12 protein-coding genes are annotated in these 15,487 nt (G+C 63.7%); 4 read left to right on the top strand and 8 right to left on the bottom strand.

The features are described 5' to 3' along the window. Positions 1–71: 71 nt before the first annotated feature. The 7 genes from SxD43FB_RS18605 to SxD43FB_RS18575 form a co-directional block, all read right to left on the bottom strand. The gene (locus SxD43FB_RS18605; RefSeq protein WP_096063465.1) at positions 72–1,262 is read right to left on the bottom strand and encodes a DUF932 domain-containing protein; all 1,191 of its coding nucleotides are present in this window, start codon (positions 1,260–1,262) and stop codon (positions 72–74) included. 86 nt (positions 1,263–1,348) lie between these two features. Further along, the gene (locus SxD43FB_RS18600) at positions 1,349–1,936 is read right to left on the bottom strand and encodes an RES family NAD+ phosphorylase (protein ID WP_096063464.1); all 588 of its coding nucleotides are present in this window, start codon (positions 1,934–1,936) and stop codon (positions 1,349–1,351) included. A 2-nt stretch (positions 1,937–1,938) separates the two neighbouring features. After that, positions 1,939–2,520 carry a hypothetical protein gene (locus SxD43FB_RS18595; RefSeq protein ID WP_096063463.1) on the bottom strand — a complete coding sequence of 194 codons (582 nt, stop codon included), beginning with the start codon at positions 2,518–2,520 and terminating at the stop codon, positions 1,939–1,941. Positions 2,521–2,625: 105 nt separating this feature from the next. After that, positions 2,626–3,096 carry a hypothetical protein gene (locus tag SxD43FB_RS18590; protein WP_141249541.1) on the bottom strand — a complete coding sequence of 157 codons (471 nt, stop codon included), beginning with the start codon at positions 3,094–3,096 and terminating at the stop codon, positions 2,626–2,628. Between the two features lie 84 nt (positions 3,097–3,180). Next, positions 3,181–7,491: a strawberry notch-like NTP hydrolase domain-containing protein gene (locus tag SxD43FB_RS18585; protein ID WP_096063461.1), complete on the bottom strand. Its 4,311-nt coding sequence runs from the start codon at positions 7,489–7,491 to the stop codon at positions 3,181–3,183. A gap of 155 nt (positions 7,492–7,646) precedes the next feature. After that, positions 7,647–9,719 (bottom strand): ParB/Srx family N-terminal domain-containing protein, encoded by a 2,073-nt coding sequence (locus tag SxD43FB_RS18580; protein WP_096063460.1) that lies wholly within the window; start codon positions 9,717–9,719, stop codon positions 7,647–7,649. A 34-nt stretch (positions 9,720–9,753) separates the two neighbouring features. Then, the gene (locus SxD43FB_RS18575; RefSeq protein WP_096063459.1) at positions 9,754–10,653 is read right to left on the bottom strand and encodes a toprim domain-containing protein; all 900 of its coding nucleotides are present in this window, start codon (positions 10,651–10,653) and stop codon (positions 9,754–9,756) included. Positions 10,654–10,875: 222 nt separating this feature from the next. Here SxD43FB_RS18575 and SxD43FB_RS25345 point away from each other — a divergent pair, with 222 nt between their 5' ends. The 4 genes from SxD43FB_RS25345 (at position 10,876) to SxD43FB_RS18555 (ending at position 13,454) form a co-directional block, all read left to right on the top strand. Then, positions 10,876–11,016, top strand: coding sequence for a hypothetical protein (locus SxD43FB_RS25345; RefSeq protein ID WP_169574587.1), 141 nt, complete (start codon positions 10,876–10,878; stop codon positions 11,014–11,016). Positions 11,017–11,065: 49 nt separating this feature from the next. Next, positions 11,066–11,461 (top strand): hypothetical protein, encoded by a 396-nt coding sequence (locus SxD43FB_RS18565; protein WP_141249540.1) that lies wholly within the window; start codon positions 11,066–11,068, stop codon positions 11,459–11,461. A 9-nt stretch (positions 11,462–11,470) separates the two neighbouring features. Next, positions 11,471–11,725, top strand: coding sequence for a lasso peptide biosynthesis B2 protein (locus SxD43FB_RS18560; protein WP_096063456.1), 255 nt, complete (start codon positions 11,471–11,473; stop codon positions 11,723–11,725). A 367-nt stretch (positions 11,726–12,092) separates the two neighbouring features. After that, entirely contained in the window at positions 12,093–13,454 is a 1,362-nt protein-coding gene (locus tag SxD43FB_RS18555) for an asparagine synthetase B family protein (RefSeq protein ID WP_176482837.1), read from the top strand. Here the strand turns inward: SxD43FB_RS18555 and SxD43FB_RS18550 are convergent. Then, on the bottom strand, positions 13,442–15,487 hold the full coding sequence (locus tag SxD43FB_RS18550; protein WP_096063454.1) for an Atxe2 family lasso peptide isopeptidase: 2,046 nt from the start codon (positions 15,485–15,487) through the stop codon (positions 13,442–13,444). The two genes, SxD43FB_RS18555 and SxD43FB_RS18550, sit on opposite strands and share 13 nt — an antisense overlap.

Genomic DNA, 15,487 nt, shown 5'->3' with positions numbered 1-15,487 from the left:
CGCCATTCTCCTGATGTTAGGGATGTCTGAGATGCGCTGGCGCTCGGACACCGGGATCGGGCATCGCTGGTTCAGTTGACTTTCTGAAGGAGTCGCTTGGCCTTGCCTTCCAGTTCGAGACGGCAATCCTGGTTGGCGCGCGTGCGGGCGAGCGCGGTGATGCCCTGCACGAAATCATAGACGCTGGCGGGCGGGTGGCCTTCTTCGTCCAGGACCTGGGCGATGATCCTTGCCGTGTCGCCCTTCGAAAACCCCTGCGTCCGCAGGAAGCTTTCGCGGTCCTCGTCCTTGCGCGCGACGATCCGGTCCCGAGCGGCGCGGATGCCCTGGATGAAATCGCCGGGCGAAGAGTCTGCGAACCGCGTGAGAGCAGGCGCTGCCTGGGCGGCGAACCGGTTCGCGGCGAATTTCGAATGACGGATGCTGATCTCCTCGAAATTCTCGACGCCCCACAGGTTGCGATTCATGCAGACCGCCCGGAGATAGAAGGTCGCAATCCCCAGCGACTTGGCGCCGACCTCGCTGTTCCAGCTGTAGAAGCCCCGAAAATAGAGATCAGGATCGCCATTGGGGAGCTTGCCCGCCTCGATCGGGTGGGTGTCGTCGACAAGGAACAGGAAGACGTCGCGGTCCGAGGCATAAAGGGTCGTCGTCTCGGCACTGATATCGACATGGGGGTTGTAAACCATGCTGCCCCAGTCGAGGACGCCGGGCACCTTCCAGCGCGTGTCGCCGATGCCGTTTCCGGCAAAGCGCATCACGGCCTCGACCAGTTCATGGTCCCAGATGCGGCCATAGTCGGGACCGGTGACGGCGCGTAGTTCCGTCCGGCCATCGCTGGTCTCGAGCAGCTTCACATGCTCACCCCTATGGGCGATGAGGCCATGCTGGAGATTGATGCCGGCAAGGGCGGCCGGCAGGTCGCGCAGATAGCCTGCCGGCGCACCGACCAAGCTGCAGAGCTGGCCGAAGGACCAGTGGGTGGGCGCAACCGGGACCGACGAGCCTGGCGAGACAAGCGCCAGACGCTCGGGGTTGTCGCTCTGCGCCTGAACGCGAATGGCGCGGCTCTCGACGATGCGCGTCGAGGCGACGTCCGCGCGGGCACGGACACGATTGTAGAGCGTCTCGAGCGAGAGGAAACGCTCGTCGTCGGGACGGTTGAACCATTCGGACGAGACGCGGCCGATATTGTGGCCGCGGCTGATATCAACCTTGAAGCCCCCGGTGGCGGGCCGGTCGAGCGAGGAAAGTGCGGTCATGGAGGTCTCCTGCTGACAGATGGGACCCGCTTCCTTGCGAGCCCAACGTCAGCACTCCCCCTTCCTCCCTGCCCCGATACCGCCTGTTAGCTCTCGAGCAGACGATAGCGGCGCGGCCGCAGGATCGCGCGCGCCCACTCTTTCTCGAGCCTGCACCCTTCCGTCTCGAGCCTGATCGCATCATCGGCGCGGTCGAACAGCGCGACGCAAAGCGCGTCGGAATCCAAGCGCGAGCGATATTGAATGCCGTCGAGCCCGCCAAAGGCATGGGCCATCACCGAGATACGCTGGGTCGCCTCATAGGGCGTTCCCGACAAGGCCGGATCGAAGTCTGCGGAGATGGTGGCAGATGTGGTCCGGAACCAGGCGAGACCTGGACCATGGACGCGTGCCAGCCGAAGTGCGCGCGTGGTCATGAACGTGGAAAAGCGCTTGCTCGCTATGACATCCCAGAGAATGTCGCGCTCGGCTGGCGTACGCAGGATCGTCTCGGCAAAGGGTCCGACAAGGCTTTTGCCGAGATAGAGCACACCATAGCGCCGGTCCGGATCGTCCCAGCGCCATTGCGCATCCTTGCGCCCATACCAGTGCGCGCCGCGGGAAAGAGCATGGACGCGGAAGAGACGCTGGCTTGCCGCGATGCGCGAAACCGGCGGCATGGTCGAGCCGGCCATCGTCAGTCCGCGCGCGCCTGCGCCGCGCGCACAAGCCGCGCGATATCGGCCTCGCTTCCGGCCAGGAGGTCGAGCGGCCGCGCATCGCCCAAGGCCTCGTCACCACAGACCAGGAACTGGAGCACCGCCCAGCCGCCAAGATCGGCGGACGCGGCGAGAATGCGCCCTATGGCTGGGCGAACCGCATTGCCGTCGAACTGGCAGGCCGGAAAGAGCTTGGATCCATTGTCATCGACCATCAGGAGCCGATGCTCGCGCGCCGCCTTGTAGACCGCCTGCACGGTCTTGTGGCCAAGGAGCCTGCGGACAGCCTCGGCATCGATCGCGCCGCCGGCCCCCTCGATCATCCGCCGCTTGAAGGCGATGGCATTGGTGATATCCTCAGCCTCATCCGGATCATTGGCTTCGACCGCCGGGATGCTCCTTGCAATATTGAAGACGAGCGAGGCGATATCGACGCTGCTTGCCGCAGCCGTCTTTGCTGCGAGCGGCATCATCTTGATGATTCGGTCGGTGCTTGCCAGAATCCGATCGCGCAGGATCTGATCGATATCGACACCCGATTTGGCAACAGCGCGGGTCATCCCGATCCTCCTCGTTGAACTTGTTTTTTTAAAACAGGCTGGATGAACAAATTCAACAATGCCCAAGCAGACGGCGGCATGGCGTCGCACATGCGGCGCAGCTTTTCAGGACTTGCACTTCAGTCGCCTGGCAGCGGCGTAATTCGCCGGATCCGCGGCCGGCATGTCCCACCCCAAGACCGATCCGGCTTCCATAGCGGCAATCTGGCCGGGTGTAGGCAAGAAGGCGGCGTTGAATTGCTCCACTGTCATATCGCCCGGCATCCGCCAGTAACCGCTCTCGCCGCGTTTGAGAATGATGGGATCGCCCGTCTCGCCGTGATAGGTAGCGCACATTACCGGCAACCGGTCGAGGAAGGCGATACGCTGCTCGGCCTCTGCAAACGCCTTGGGCCGCAGCGCGTGGAGCCAGCTCGGCCCGAACTGGTTGCGCACCATGCGCAACGCAGCGCCCAGGGGCTCATTTTCGTCGGTCCCGTTCATCCAGTGCAGGCTAAGCGCCGATTTCCAGGTCCGGCCATGGCGCTGCCGAAAGAGGAGCAGCGCGCGCCACTGCTCGATGCTGGGGTCGTTCATACAGCTCTCCTGCGACTGGCGTTGAGGCCTTAGCCTGCATGGTTGGGCAACGATCAAAGCGGGCAGCCCGCAAAGATTGGGCGGTCAGGCCGCCGCGCTGGCTGGCCCTTCGTCCAGCGCTGCCTGGATGCTGCCCAGCAGCTCTGCAGCGCGGTTCGCTGGCACGAACAGACGGGTGCGATATTGAATGATCTCGGTAAAGCAACCGAGCGCCTTGAGCGCGGAGAGTTGCGCCGCGGGATAGTCCTTGATCTCAAGGCGGACCGCATCATTCACATGCACCCGCGCCAGACGCGCGCCCGAGAGCCAGGGGATGGGAACACCATGCACCCCTCGCGCACCCGCGATCAGTTCGCCAGGCGACAAAGCGAGGGCCATGTCGATGCCAAAGGCCGAGGCCAGCTTGGCAAGGCCCGCTGGCGAGATGATGCGGCCCAGAACCGACTTGCCTTCAGCATCCGCGATCCGCCAGACCCGTAGATCATCGTCGGGCAGCCGGTTCCAGACCGGGAGAAGAAGACCGGTAGCGATATTGATTGATTCGACGTCGATGCGGCTGCCCAGTTCTGCGACTTCAACGGCCCAGGCGGCTGCAAACTCACTCCGCCCGACCGGTTCCCATGCGGTCTCGGCAAGCCGGTCGTCGCGCACGCGTTCGGCACCCCCGGGTCGCACCAGCTCCCAGACGCATATCTCCTCGCCCTCATTGTCGAGGATCGACCAAGATGGGACCCGCAGCGACACCCGCCCGGACCGCGCATTGCGAAGATACGCCACACGCTGCGACGTCTCCCAGCGTGCCTGGACATCGGCCAGCACGGTCGGCCGGCGCCGACGATGGAGTTCGAGGCGGGAAAGCCAGGTCTCAGCCCCGGTACCAGGATCGCGGCGCAGGAGCAGCTGCTCGACCGCCACGATCTTCTCGACGATGATGGTCTCGACGCCGACATCGAGGGTGCCGCGCTCGCGCGCCGCATCGATGCGCGCCTGGATGAGCGCCATATATTCCTCGAAGATGGCGTTCTGGGTCCCGATCCGCAGCGCCAGCAGGCGGTTGAGCCAGCGCTGGATCGGCGGGGGGGCGTCAAGCAGGCCGCCACCCTCGTCGGACAGCAGCTTCAATCCCGTCATTTCAACGAAGCGCTCCAGGGTCGTGCTCTTGAGCTTGCCGCGATACAGCAGCGAATACCATTGCAAGAGCGCGTCGCGCGCATAGTCGCTTTCCAGATTATCCATCGGATCGAAAAGGTTCTGCCCCCCGGTCTGCCGCTGTCCGCGCGTGAGCGCCCCCAGACTGTCGAGCCGCCGAGCGATCGTGCTGATGAAGCGCCGCTCGCCCCTGCAGTCGGTCGTCACTGGCCGGAAGATGGGTGCCGTCACCTGGTTGGTCCGGTTCGTGCGTCCAAGTCCCTGGATCGCAGCAGCCGCGCGCCAGCCTGGCTCAAGCAGATAATGGACCCGCCGCTTATGCGCCGAGCCGCTGCTGCGCTCGGCATGATAGCTTCGACCCGTCCCGCCCGCATCGGAGAAGATGAGGCCAGGCTTGAGGCCTGCCATGAAGGCATTGGTTTCAGCGATATTGCTGGCTGGCGTGCGGCGCTCGAGCCTTTGTCGGCCCTTCCCATCGCGCAGGATCCGGCGGGACCGGCCGGTGACCTCGGCGATCTGGTCGGGACCGAAATGCGCGATAAGGGCATCGAGCGCGCCGGGAATGGCGGGCATGGCGCACAACTGCTCGACAAGATCGTCGCGGGCGCGCAGCGCCTTGGGGGAATGAACCGCATTGCCGACCGCATCCGTCATCGGCTCGGAGCGGGCCTCACCGCCTGGATCCTTGAATATCTTCATCTGCCGGGTCGGAAAGGCGGCCTGCACATAGTGAATCATGAGCTCGCGCGGGCTGAGCTCGATATCGAGATGGGCGCGCTCCTGCGCCGACAGGCTGGCCAGATGCCGGTCGAGCATTGCCTGGGCGGTGGTCACCAGCTGCATCACGGCCTGTCGGCCGCTTGCCATATCAGTCTCGACCGCTTTGATTAGCGTCGGCAGCTTCATCGCGATGAGGAGTTGGGCGAAGAAGCGCTGTTTGGCGCTTTCAAAGCGTGACAGCGCAGCGCCCTTGGCCTGCGCGTTCAGAGACTTGCCAGTCATGCGGTCGGTGATCGCGGTGGCCTTGAGCGCCTCATCGAGATTGCGATGGATGAGCGCCCAGGCGTGCGCATAGGCGTCATAGATCTCGATCTGATCGCTCGTCAGGCGATGCTCGAGCGGATCATATTCGACGCCCTCGAAGGTCAGCGCACGCGCTGTGTAGAAGCCCATGGCTTTGAGATCGCGCGCGACGATCTCCATCGCCGCGATCCCGCCGTCGCTGATCGCGGCCATGAATGCCTCGCGCGTCGCGAACGCGGCATTGCCCCAGAGGCCAAGCCGTGCGGCGTAGCAGAGATTGGCCGGATCGGTGGCGCCGGTCGCGCTGTTGTAGAGGATCCGCGCGCGCGGCTGGAGGTTCTGGAGGCGCACGCCGGCAAGCCCCTGTTCGGAGCCCTTCTGCCCCCCGAATATCGTCTGCGTCCCCGCCGCGTTCGCCATCTCATGGGCCTCGTCGAAGGCGATGACGCCTTCGAACTCGGTTCCCAGCCAAGCGAGGATCTGCTGGAGCCGCGACTGACGATCGTCGCGCTGCGATCGCAGCGTCGCATAGGTGAGAAAGAGGATGCCGCTCTCCATTTTAAGACGGCCGCTGATCGGCGTGGCATCAAGCGGCTGGATGTCGATCGCGAGGCCGCCAAGCGCGGTCCAGTCGCGCCGCGCATCTTCAAGGAGGCTCGCACTCTTCGAGATCCAGACCGCGCGCCGCCGCCCCCTGCACCATTGGTCCATGATACAGGCTGCAATCTGGCGTCCCTTGCCGACGCCGGTCCCGTCGCCGACCATGAAGCCCGCGCGGTAGGTCGTGCCCTCGGCATGGGCGTGCAGCAGCGTACCGGCTTCATTGGGCGCAAAGCGCCCGGGCAGATCGCGCTCGAAGGCCTGGCCTGCATAGATGACGGTCTCGAGCTGCGCGTCCGACAGTGTCCTTACCGCGCGCGGCGGAAGCATCGGCCGGTAGCTTGGAACGGGCGGCAGGATCGACGACATCGCCATCGACTCGACAAGGCGATCGGGATGCGGCGCAGCGCCAGGAATGCGCATGCGCTTCATCTGCCAGGGGACATAGATGCCGATCGGTTCCTGCGCCGCGGGTGCCTCTTCGATGATGTCGTAGGATAGAAGCTCAGGCTCGCCGCCGTCATCGCCCGCTGCCGTGGGTGCGATCGGCCGCGTGGCACTGAGCCCTGCAAAAACCCCGCCCGAGCGACTCGGCAGAGCTGGCACGCCGGGCCGCGGCAATGGCGGCGATACCGTCACTCCAGGACCACTCAGTCGCGAAGGGATTGTCGCGAGTAGCGCCTCGGCCTCATGAAGCTTGTCTACATGGTGCCGCTCGGGACTGCCGTCCCAACCCTTGTCGAAGAGCATGATCCGCACCGAAATCGAGGTTCCGTGGGCCGCAAAGGTCTGGCCTTCGATCGAGCATTCCCATCTGGGCGGCACGCGCTCTGCAACACTTCCATAGCCTTTGGCGCCCGACCCGTCCCTTGCAAAGCCGGGCGGCATGATCGCGACGCAGCGTCCACCGGGCGCTAGGCAATCGAGGGCCGCATGGAGATGACGCGCGCCGGCATGGGGGTCTCGGCCCCGGCTTTGCGACCGCGCGAAGGGCGGGTTGATGAGGATGAGGTTCGGACGCTCGCCTTGGCCAAGCAGCGCATCGATATACTCGCCGTCGTGCTGCGTGACGGGCTGCCCAAAGGCGAGCGAAAGCAGGGCTGCGCGGCGCGGGTCCCGCTCGTTGAGGAGCATCCGTGCACCGCAAGCCTTGGCATGGACCGCGAGCATGCCCGTTCCGGCCGAGGGTTCAAGCACAAGATCGATGGGCTCGATCCCTGCGGCGCAGGCGACGAGCCAGGCGAGGCCAAGCGGGGTCGAGAATTGCTGGAGGTCGATCTGTCGCTCGGACCGATAGCGCTGGGTCGGAAGCTGATGGCCAAGCGCCGCACGAGCGGCGAACGCGCTTGCCGGGTCGTCCCACGCGATAAGGCGGCTCCCCACGTCGAGCACGCGCAGGACCTGCGCCATCTCGAGCGCATCATAGGCGTCGCGCATCGACCAGTCGCCGCAGGCGTCCGAACCGCCGACATGCGCACGCATCAGGCTGGATAGGGCCTTGCGGCTGATCGCACCGCCTTGGCCGAGCCGCTCGGCGAGGATTCGGGCGGCCGCAAAAAGCGCCGGGGCCATGGGATCGGAACAAGGCCCGTCAATGGGCGCAGCGGATAGAGGCAGGGTCATGATCTTCTCCGAAATGGGGACAGAGGACGCAGGCGCCCTCGCCTGACGCTCTCCCCCCTTCCTCCCGGCGATGGGTTGAGCGGACGTCACCGCTGCTGAGGGCTAAGAAAAGCCGGGGACCGCGACGGCGCGCGGTCCCTGGTTCGTCTCGATGCTCAGGCCGCCTGCGGTATTGCTGGCGAAGCGGCGTCATCGCCCGATTGCGCCGCCGCTTCAGGCTCACGGGCACGCTCGTCATCGAACCCACCTATCAGTGCATCGTCGCTGGGCGGCCCCGCGTCGGGTCCGAACCGCATCTCGTCTGGAAGCCAGGACAAGGCACGCGCCTTGACGTCGGCGTCCGCGATGACGTCTCCTGCGAAGAGCTTCTCGGCCGAGACGGCGAGATCGAACTTGCGCGAGCTGGCATAGCGGCTCTTGAGGGCAAGGCCGCCGATTAACTCGAATAGGCCAAGGATCATCGGCTTGGTCAGCCGATCGAAGAAGTTGCGCGCGGTCGGCCGCCACCAGCGCACCGCGTCGATACCAAGCTTGGCACCCAGATGGGTGAGGAAGCTGCTGCCCCTGTGGCCGTCGGGAACCGCATTGATCGTGCGGGCGACCGCCCAGCCGAGCCAGGCGGCGCGCGCCGCATCATCGAGCGCGCAGAAGGCGTCGTAGCGCGCCTCGATCGTGTCATGATCATGCCATGCCAGTTCGAGCCCCTGCTCGAATTGCGTCCAGCCCCTGGCGGCTGCGGTGTCGCTTTCATAGCCATGAACCCGCGCCGTCGCGGCCCGGGCGGAAAGCTCGCTTGGCATGCCCGTTAAGCCGGTACCTAGCGCCTTGTCGACCATGATGAAGATGGCGAGATCGAGCGCGAATTGGGGATCGTTGGCGACGTGCAGCGCAAGCAGTTCGGTCTTCATCATCGCAAGCTCATCGCGAAGCCGTCCGCTATAGGCGATGGCCCCATCGGCCTCGCCTTCCTCGTCCGCCGCGCCGCGCCCGCCAGCGTCATCCTCACCGGCCTCGTCCGTCATATCGTCATCATCGAGACCGCCGTCTTCGGCGGACAGGTCCTCGAGCGCATAGAAACTGTCGTGTAGCCGGGGCTTACCGTCCGCATCGATCATCACAAAGGCGATGGCACCGCCCTTTTGGGCAGGCGTCAGGGCGGCCTCCTGCGGCATCATGGCGTCGAGCTCGGCATGGAGCGCCTCGATGCGCTCGACTTGCTCTGGCGAATAGTCATCAGCGCCTTGCGCTGCTTCCTCAATCGTCGCCAGTTCGGCCTCGATCTCGACCTGTCGCTCGGCGGCATCGGGGCTGAGCGGACCGGGCTCGGGTTCGATCGCACGCGGCAATTGATAGGTCATGCTGTAGGGGATCATGGTCGCTGGAACGACGCGCACCTCGGCAAAGCCTTCGCGCGCCCGGATCGCCTGCGCGGCTGTCTCAAGCGCCTCTTGCGCTAGTCTCTCGACGATCTCGCCGTCGCGCCAGATCTCGCTGCCGGCGTCGGTGAACAGATCCTCCTCGATCCGTCCGCCGGCCGCGATATAGGCGTCGCGCCCGACCAGCATCGCCTTGGGATCGGCACCGCAGAATGAACCTGTGGCGAGTAGCCGACGAATCTCGTTTGGATTGTTGCGATGATAGCTCGCCTGCACCTGCTCGAAGACCCGGGCCTGCCGTTCCTTGTCCGCCGTGCTCCCATAGGCCTTGGCGACGTCGATCGTGATCTCGAGCGCGCGCAGGGCGGCAAAGACGGGATCGGCCAGATTGGCGAGCCGCAGGCGCCCAAGCACGAAGGTTTCGGTCTTACCAAAGCGCTTTGCGACCTCGGCGGGCGACTTCTTCTCGCGCTCGATGATCATCCGGAAGGCGCAGCACTCGTCCGCCGGATTCATCGGCAGCTGGTAGAAATTTTCAGCAAGGCTCATCTCGATCGCGTCCCTCGCATTTTTCGCGATAAGGACGGGGACCATGAAGTCGGGATGGAGCGCGCCCTCGTCGATATTGGCGCGGGTGGCCTCGAGTCGGCGGCCGCCGCCATAGATCTCGACCTGCCCCTTGCGCGCGCCGCGGCTCACACGCACGCCGATCAGATTTTCCAGCAGGAAGCCGCTGGCGGCGATATTGGCTTTGAGCTCGGCATCGGCCGAGGGGTCGCTGTGCGTGCGCACATTGTCGGGCGATTTGAAGCAGTCGCGCGCGAGCACATAAGCGATGGAGGGTGTCGTCATCCTGTTTCTCCGTGAACGCGCAGCCGCCTGCCTGTCAGACCGCTATCCGCGCCCGGCTCACTTTCTCCCTCCCCCCTTCCCGCAGCACGTCGTTCCAATCGTTATGGCCGCGCCAGGGCCATAGGGTCTCGACTGCGAAGCCCTGGGAAAGATAGGTTGCACGGGCCAGGCGTTCGGCTCTCTGGCCTGCAGCATCATAGTCGGGGAGAAGCAGTATCTCCTCCACCGCCGGGGGCACGCGAATCTGATGAAGCCGCTCTGCGCCAAGGACGGCCCAAACGGGGAGCCCAAGAAGGATCGACGCGGACTGGGCGCTCTCTATACCCTCGGCAAGTCCGAGGCGCGGCCCTGCTTCGCACAGGCGGACAGCGCCGCAGAGGGGACGGCCCAGGGTCCGTTTTGGTCGGCTGAGATCATGTGCGAGCGCGCGGCCATCGCGCTCCAGGAAGAGCCGTTGCACCGCAACGATCCTCTCTTGCGCCTCGATCCCCGCCAGGAGCGCTGGCCGAAACTGAACATCCCTGCCGCGGCCCAATGGCGTTCGTGGATGCCAGCGCAGCGCCTGCGAGCAGGCATCGATGCCCCGCGCGCGCAGATAGATGTCGCCCGGCGTGTCGGCGAGTCCGTGGCCGCAGTTCCAGAGCGACCGGGCAAGCTCGCCCGTCCTTGGCGCGATCGCGCGCGCCATGTCAAAGGCCGCGGACCTTCCCACGGGCACGCGCAAGTCAAGGCGCCTGATCGCCCGCAGGACATCGAGCGTGTCGCATCCTGCAAAGCATTTGAACAGGAGGCTGCTGTGGCCGACACGGACCGAGAGGCTTGGGATCCTGTCGTCATGCGCGGGGCAGTGACACATCGCGCCGTGCGTCTGCCACTTGCCGCCAAGCCGATGGACGAGCCTCGCCGCGGCGAGGCCAAGAGAACTGATAGTCATGGGAAAGCGCCTGCAAAAATCTATATGCAAGCCGCTCACCCTTCCCCTCAAACGGCTTCCATCAAATATCAGCTATGTTCCAAAAACTACTGATACCACATGATATTTGCGAAATATTCGCGGAACATTGTCCGACTTTCGGATCATCTCCATTTTATCAAAATCGCTTCTGGCGCGATGCTCTGGAAACCGCGATTCGGCGGTACAACCAAGGAGCATGACATGACGAAGAAGGATCAGGACAGCCACCAGCTCATCGACCTCGGCGCGGCGACGATCGTGACCAAGGGCCTCAACAATAATGGACCGCAGGACGATCCCTCGTCCCAGCGCATTTTCCAGATGGGCCTCAACGCCGAGTGATCGGCACCGGACGCGCGCCCGCGCGCGTCCGGCTCAGGGGAGCCTCTCCATGTCCATGCAATTGCGCCCCGGTCTGGTTCACGCCATCTGCCAGGACGACATCATCCTTCTCGACCTCCTACAGGACCGCTATTTTGCTGTCCCACGGGTCTTGCATGGAAGCTTCCTGCGTGTCGTGGCGGCTGGGGAGCAGGATGCCGCTGATCTGGCCGCACTTGCCGACCTGCTCGGCCCTGCTGGCCTGCAGCCGGGTTCGCCTCAAGCCGATTCCAGGACCGACAGGCTCCAGGCGGTGGAGGGCAAACTCCCATGCCAACAACAGTCAGCCGGGGGGGCGCTTTTTGCGCGCGCCCTTTTTCTGCGCGCCTATGCCATTGCCTGGCTCCGCATCGCGCCTCTCGATCGGGTGATCGGCCGCCTGGAAGCAAGAAAACGGAACCTCTAAAAATCGCGCATTGATCAGGTCAAAGCGGGACTGGTGGCGCAGGCATTCGCACGCACCGGCCCCTTTTTCCCGACCGACGATCGCTGCCTCTCGATTTCGATCGCCATCATGATGGCCATGCTCGACCGGGGCATTCCTGCAACGCTGGTCATTGGCGTGCGAACGGCCCCTTTCTCGGCCCATTGCTGGGTCCAGCTCGACGCGCTGCTGGTCAATGACGATCTCGAGACTGCGCGCAGCTTCTCGCCGATCCTGGCGGTCTGATATGGGCGGCCGTTATATCTGCTTCATCGACATGCCGACGGACCGAGAATCTGTCGGAACGATCCCCCACAATCCGCCCTCCGGCTTCCGTCCTATTGTGGAAGCACGAGGGCTTTCCGTGCATGCCGAGAGATCTATCGATATCTCAAGGCCAGCGGCAGGGGACTATGTCGTCCTGGGCCTTTGTTTCCCAAGGGAGATGGCACAAGCGCATGAACGCAAGGCGAAAGACCCGGCCAAAGCTCTTCTAGGCCGACACTGGGGAGCTTTTCTCGCCATTCGCGCCACCGAGCCCGGGCAGGTCAGCCTTGTTCGCGATCCATCCGGGCAACTGCCCTGTTACTATCGGCGATATCAAGGTGGCTGGATGGTGGCGTCGGATATCGAGCTGCTGCGCCTCTATGATCGACGTCCCCTGGACATCGACTGGACAGAGGTCGGCGATGAACTGCTTTTTATCAACCATTTCTCTAGCCAGACAGGGTTGACTGGCGTTTACGAACTGCTCGCAGGCGAAGAAATGATCGTCACAGCGCAGGGGCTCGTGACAAAGGCGGCCTGGAGTCCCTGGGATCACGCGATGTCACCGGTGGAGACGGTGGATGAAGCGGTCGACCGTCTCGAGAGTGCTTTCACCCTTGTGCATAGGACGCTTGCAGCCAAATATCCGCGCCCACTCATCACGGTCTCAGGCGGCCTCGATTCCTCCATCGTCGCTACGCAGATAGCGCAGTTCACAAAGGACGCCCGACTCCTCACATTCTACACCGACGGCGATCCGTTCGGCGATGAACGTGCCTTTGCCACCATAGTCGCCAGGGCCTGCAACGCATCGTTGACGGAGATTCCCTATCGGGCACCTGATTTCCAGACCAGTTGCCGGTCTGACATGTTTCTGCCGCGGCCGACCTATCGGACGATCGCTGGCCTGATCAACGCAAGGCTGCTCGATCACGGCTATCTTGGTGGCCATGGCACCGTGCTGGGCGGATTTGGCGGAGACAATAGTTTTTGCGGCATGGCGCCGCCCTATGCGCTGGGCGATCTGCTTCAGGCCGGTACCTCTATAGCGGGCAGTTGGAAGATGCTGGGCGACCTGAAACGGATCACATCGGCCTCCTATATGGATCTTGTACGCTATGTCGCAAGAACGCTGCGCGAGCGATTTCAACCGGCGAAAACCTATGCCTGGCCGCGCGAGCCGATCTTTCTTACGCGCCAGGTCGCGGAGCGGACCGCTCCTCGGAAGCTTCATCCCTGGCTCGATACGCCTTCCCGTGCGCTCCGCGGTTCAACCGCCCATATCGCCGTGATCATAAGGGCGCATAATTATTTGGAGCGCTTTCCACGATCAGCATCGACGGTCGGCCTGTCTCCCCTCCTCATGGCGCCGATCGTGGAGGCGTGCCTGAGCATCCCCAGCTGGATGTGGTGTGACGGCGGCATCGACAGATCGATCGCCCGCCAGGCCGCGTCCACACTCCCGCGCGAGATCGCAGAACGACGGAGCAAAGGGTCGCCGCTCCAGATGCATGCCCGCTATTTCGAGACCTACCGCCACGACCTGAAGGCGTTCCTCATCGAGGGTATGCTCGTGCAAAACCAGATTGTCGATGCGAATGCCGTAACACGCTATTGCGACCGCGAACCTCCCGTTCGCGATCTGGATTATCTGCGCCTTTTGGAGCTTGTCGATGCCGAAATCTGGTGCCGCTATCAGCGCGGATAGCTCGCCTGTTGCGGCTGCACCATCGGAGCAAGCGAGCGCGGCAGCGGACCTTTGCCGTCTGCAAGCAGATGATATTCGAACCAGTCGATATTGCGGGCATAGGCAGCCCTGCGATGCGCGGGTTGCCAGAATATATGATATTCGTCCGGAAACACATAGAGGCTGAGCGGCTTGCCCTCCTGCCGGAATGCGGCCTCGACCTCGAGTGAATGCATATATTCGCGGTCGGCCGACTGGATCAGGATCGGCGTGTCGACATGGGCAGCATTGGCCGCAAGGGAATATTCCCGAACGCGCTCGCTGTTGCGGTCCTTATAGGCGGGAAAGCCTGCCGCCGTGGCGACTTTCGCAAGATAGGGGCCAATTGAGGCGTTTACCATTAAAGGATCGCTGCAGCAGCCGGCCATGGCGACTGCGCGAAAGACATTATGATGGATGAGCAGATAGGTCGCCTTGTCGACGCCGTCGCTAAAGCCGGTAAGACCGATGCGGTTCGGATCAACGACACCCTCCTTCTCCAGCATCGCAATTGCGGCCAGGATCGAGGAGGCGCCGCTCTTCTTGTCCGCCCATCCGTCAAAGCCTCGGCGATCGGCCTCGGCTTGAGTCTCCACTGGCTTCAAATAGCCAAAAAACGCAGGGCGCGTGTAGACGAGCACGGCAAACCCTCTGGCGGCCAAAGGGAATATGGGGAATAGGTCGCCCGTGCCTCCGCGCAGAAAGCCGCGCGACTGATAGCCCACGACGACGAGCGGCAAGCCAGCCGCCTTGGTCACGCCCGGTGGAAGGACAAGATCGCCAAAGCTTTCGAGGCCGATATCGTTTTTCCAGTGGAGACGACGAACCTCGCCCAGCGCGATCGCCCGCCACTCGGGATTTGGGTCGAGCAGCTCTCGCTCGGCGCCCGTGTCATAGTCGATAGCCATCAACCGACGCGGAACCGTCGAGCTTTCTACAGCGCAAACCAGACCTTCCGCGGAGGGCCGACAGCCATCCACGCGATCAGATGTCAGGAGCAGGCGGCGCCTCTTGTTCGTGGTGAGGTCCCAACTTACAATCTCGGTCAGGCTGTCGGCAGGTCCGGTTTCGCTGGAAAACAACAGTCTGCGCTCATCGCGCCACCAGAGCTGGCGCGCCTTGGCGCAAGCGGCGTCACGGCATTCAACTCGTTCGCCACCCTTCCTGGACGCCGTGATAAATTTCGGCCCGTTGATAAGACCCGTGGTCCGAAAAGCGATGCGCGCCTCGAAGCCTGACGCATTGATCGCGCTTCCTGGTCCGACGCTTCCCGCAGTGGCAGCATCGGCCGCCCTTATGGCCCCTGAAGATAGCGCTACGGCAAAGCGCCTGGTCGCCGTTGGCCTGGGGAAAGGCGAGAAGCGCCATTCGGGCATCCAACGCTCGTCAAAGCGATAGCCGTCCTTTCCTTCTTCAATCACAGCCTGAGCGGCGGATGGGTCATCCGGCCGCGTGGCATATTCGATCTCCTTGCCGTCCTTGCTCCAGGAAAAATCCCGAACGTCCACCGGCGAGTGCGTCACCTGCAGAGGCTCTCCACCGGCCACTGCCACCCGCATGATCTGAACGATGCCATCGCGCCGCTCGGTATAGGCCAGCCATTTTCCATCAGGTGACCAGCGCGGTATGACGGCAGCTAGGACCCCGCCTGAAAAATCGGGAATTTTGGGAAGATCGTAACGATTAAGCGCAACGCCGCCTCCTATGAGGATGGGCGCACTAACCTCCCCGGACCGGATATCGAGGATCACAATGCCCTGGCAAAAGTCATTCCGTCCTGCGTCTGCGCGTCGTAGAGTCAGAGCGATCTTCCTTCCATCGGGCGAGACGGTGAAGGGCGCTTCGACATCCGCCTGTCCGCCGATATCGCGCAGTTCCACTAGGACATCGATATCGGAAGGTCGCGTCGAGCCTGCAGCCGAACGCCAGTGCAGACGTTCTGTGCATCGATCTGCCTGCGGCGGCGGTGCCGCTTGGGACAGGGCGAGCGCGGCGACAGCCATAAGAGCCAGCAT

Source organism: Sphingobium sp. D43FB (genome assembly GCF_002312805.1).
Lineage (GTDB): Bacteria > Pseudomonadota > Alphaproteobacteria > Sphingomonadales > Sphingomonadaceae > Sphingobium.
The sequence above is the reverse complement of the archived record's forward strand: the minus strand, read 5'-3'. Positions and strand labels throughout refer to the sequence as shown.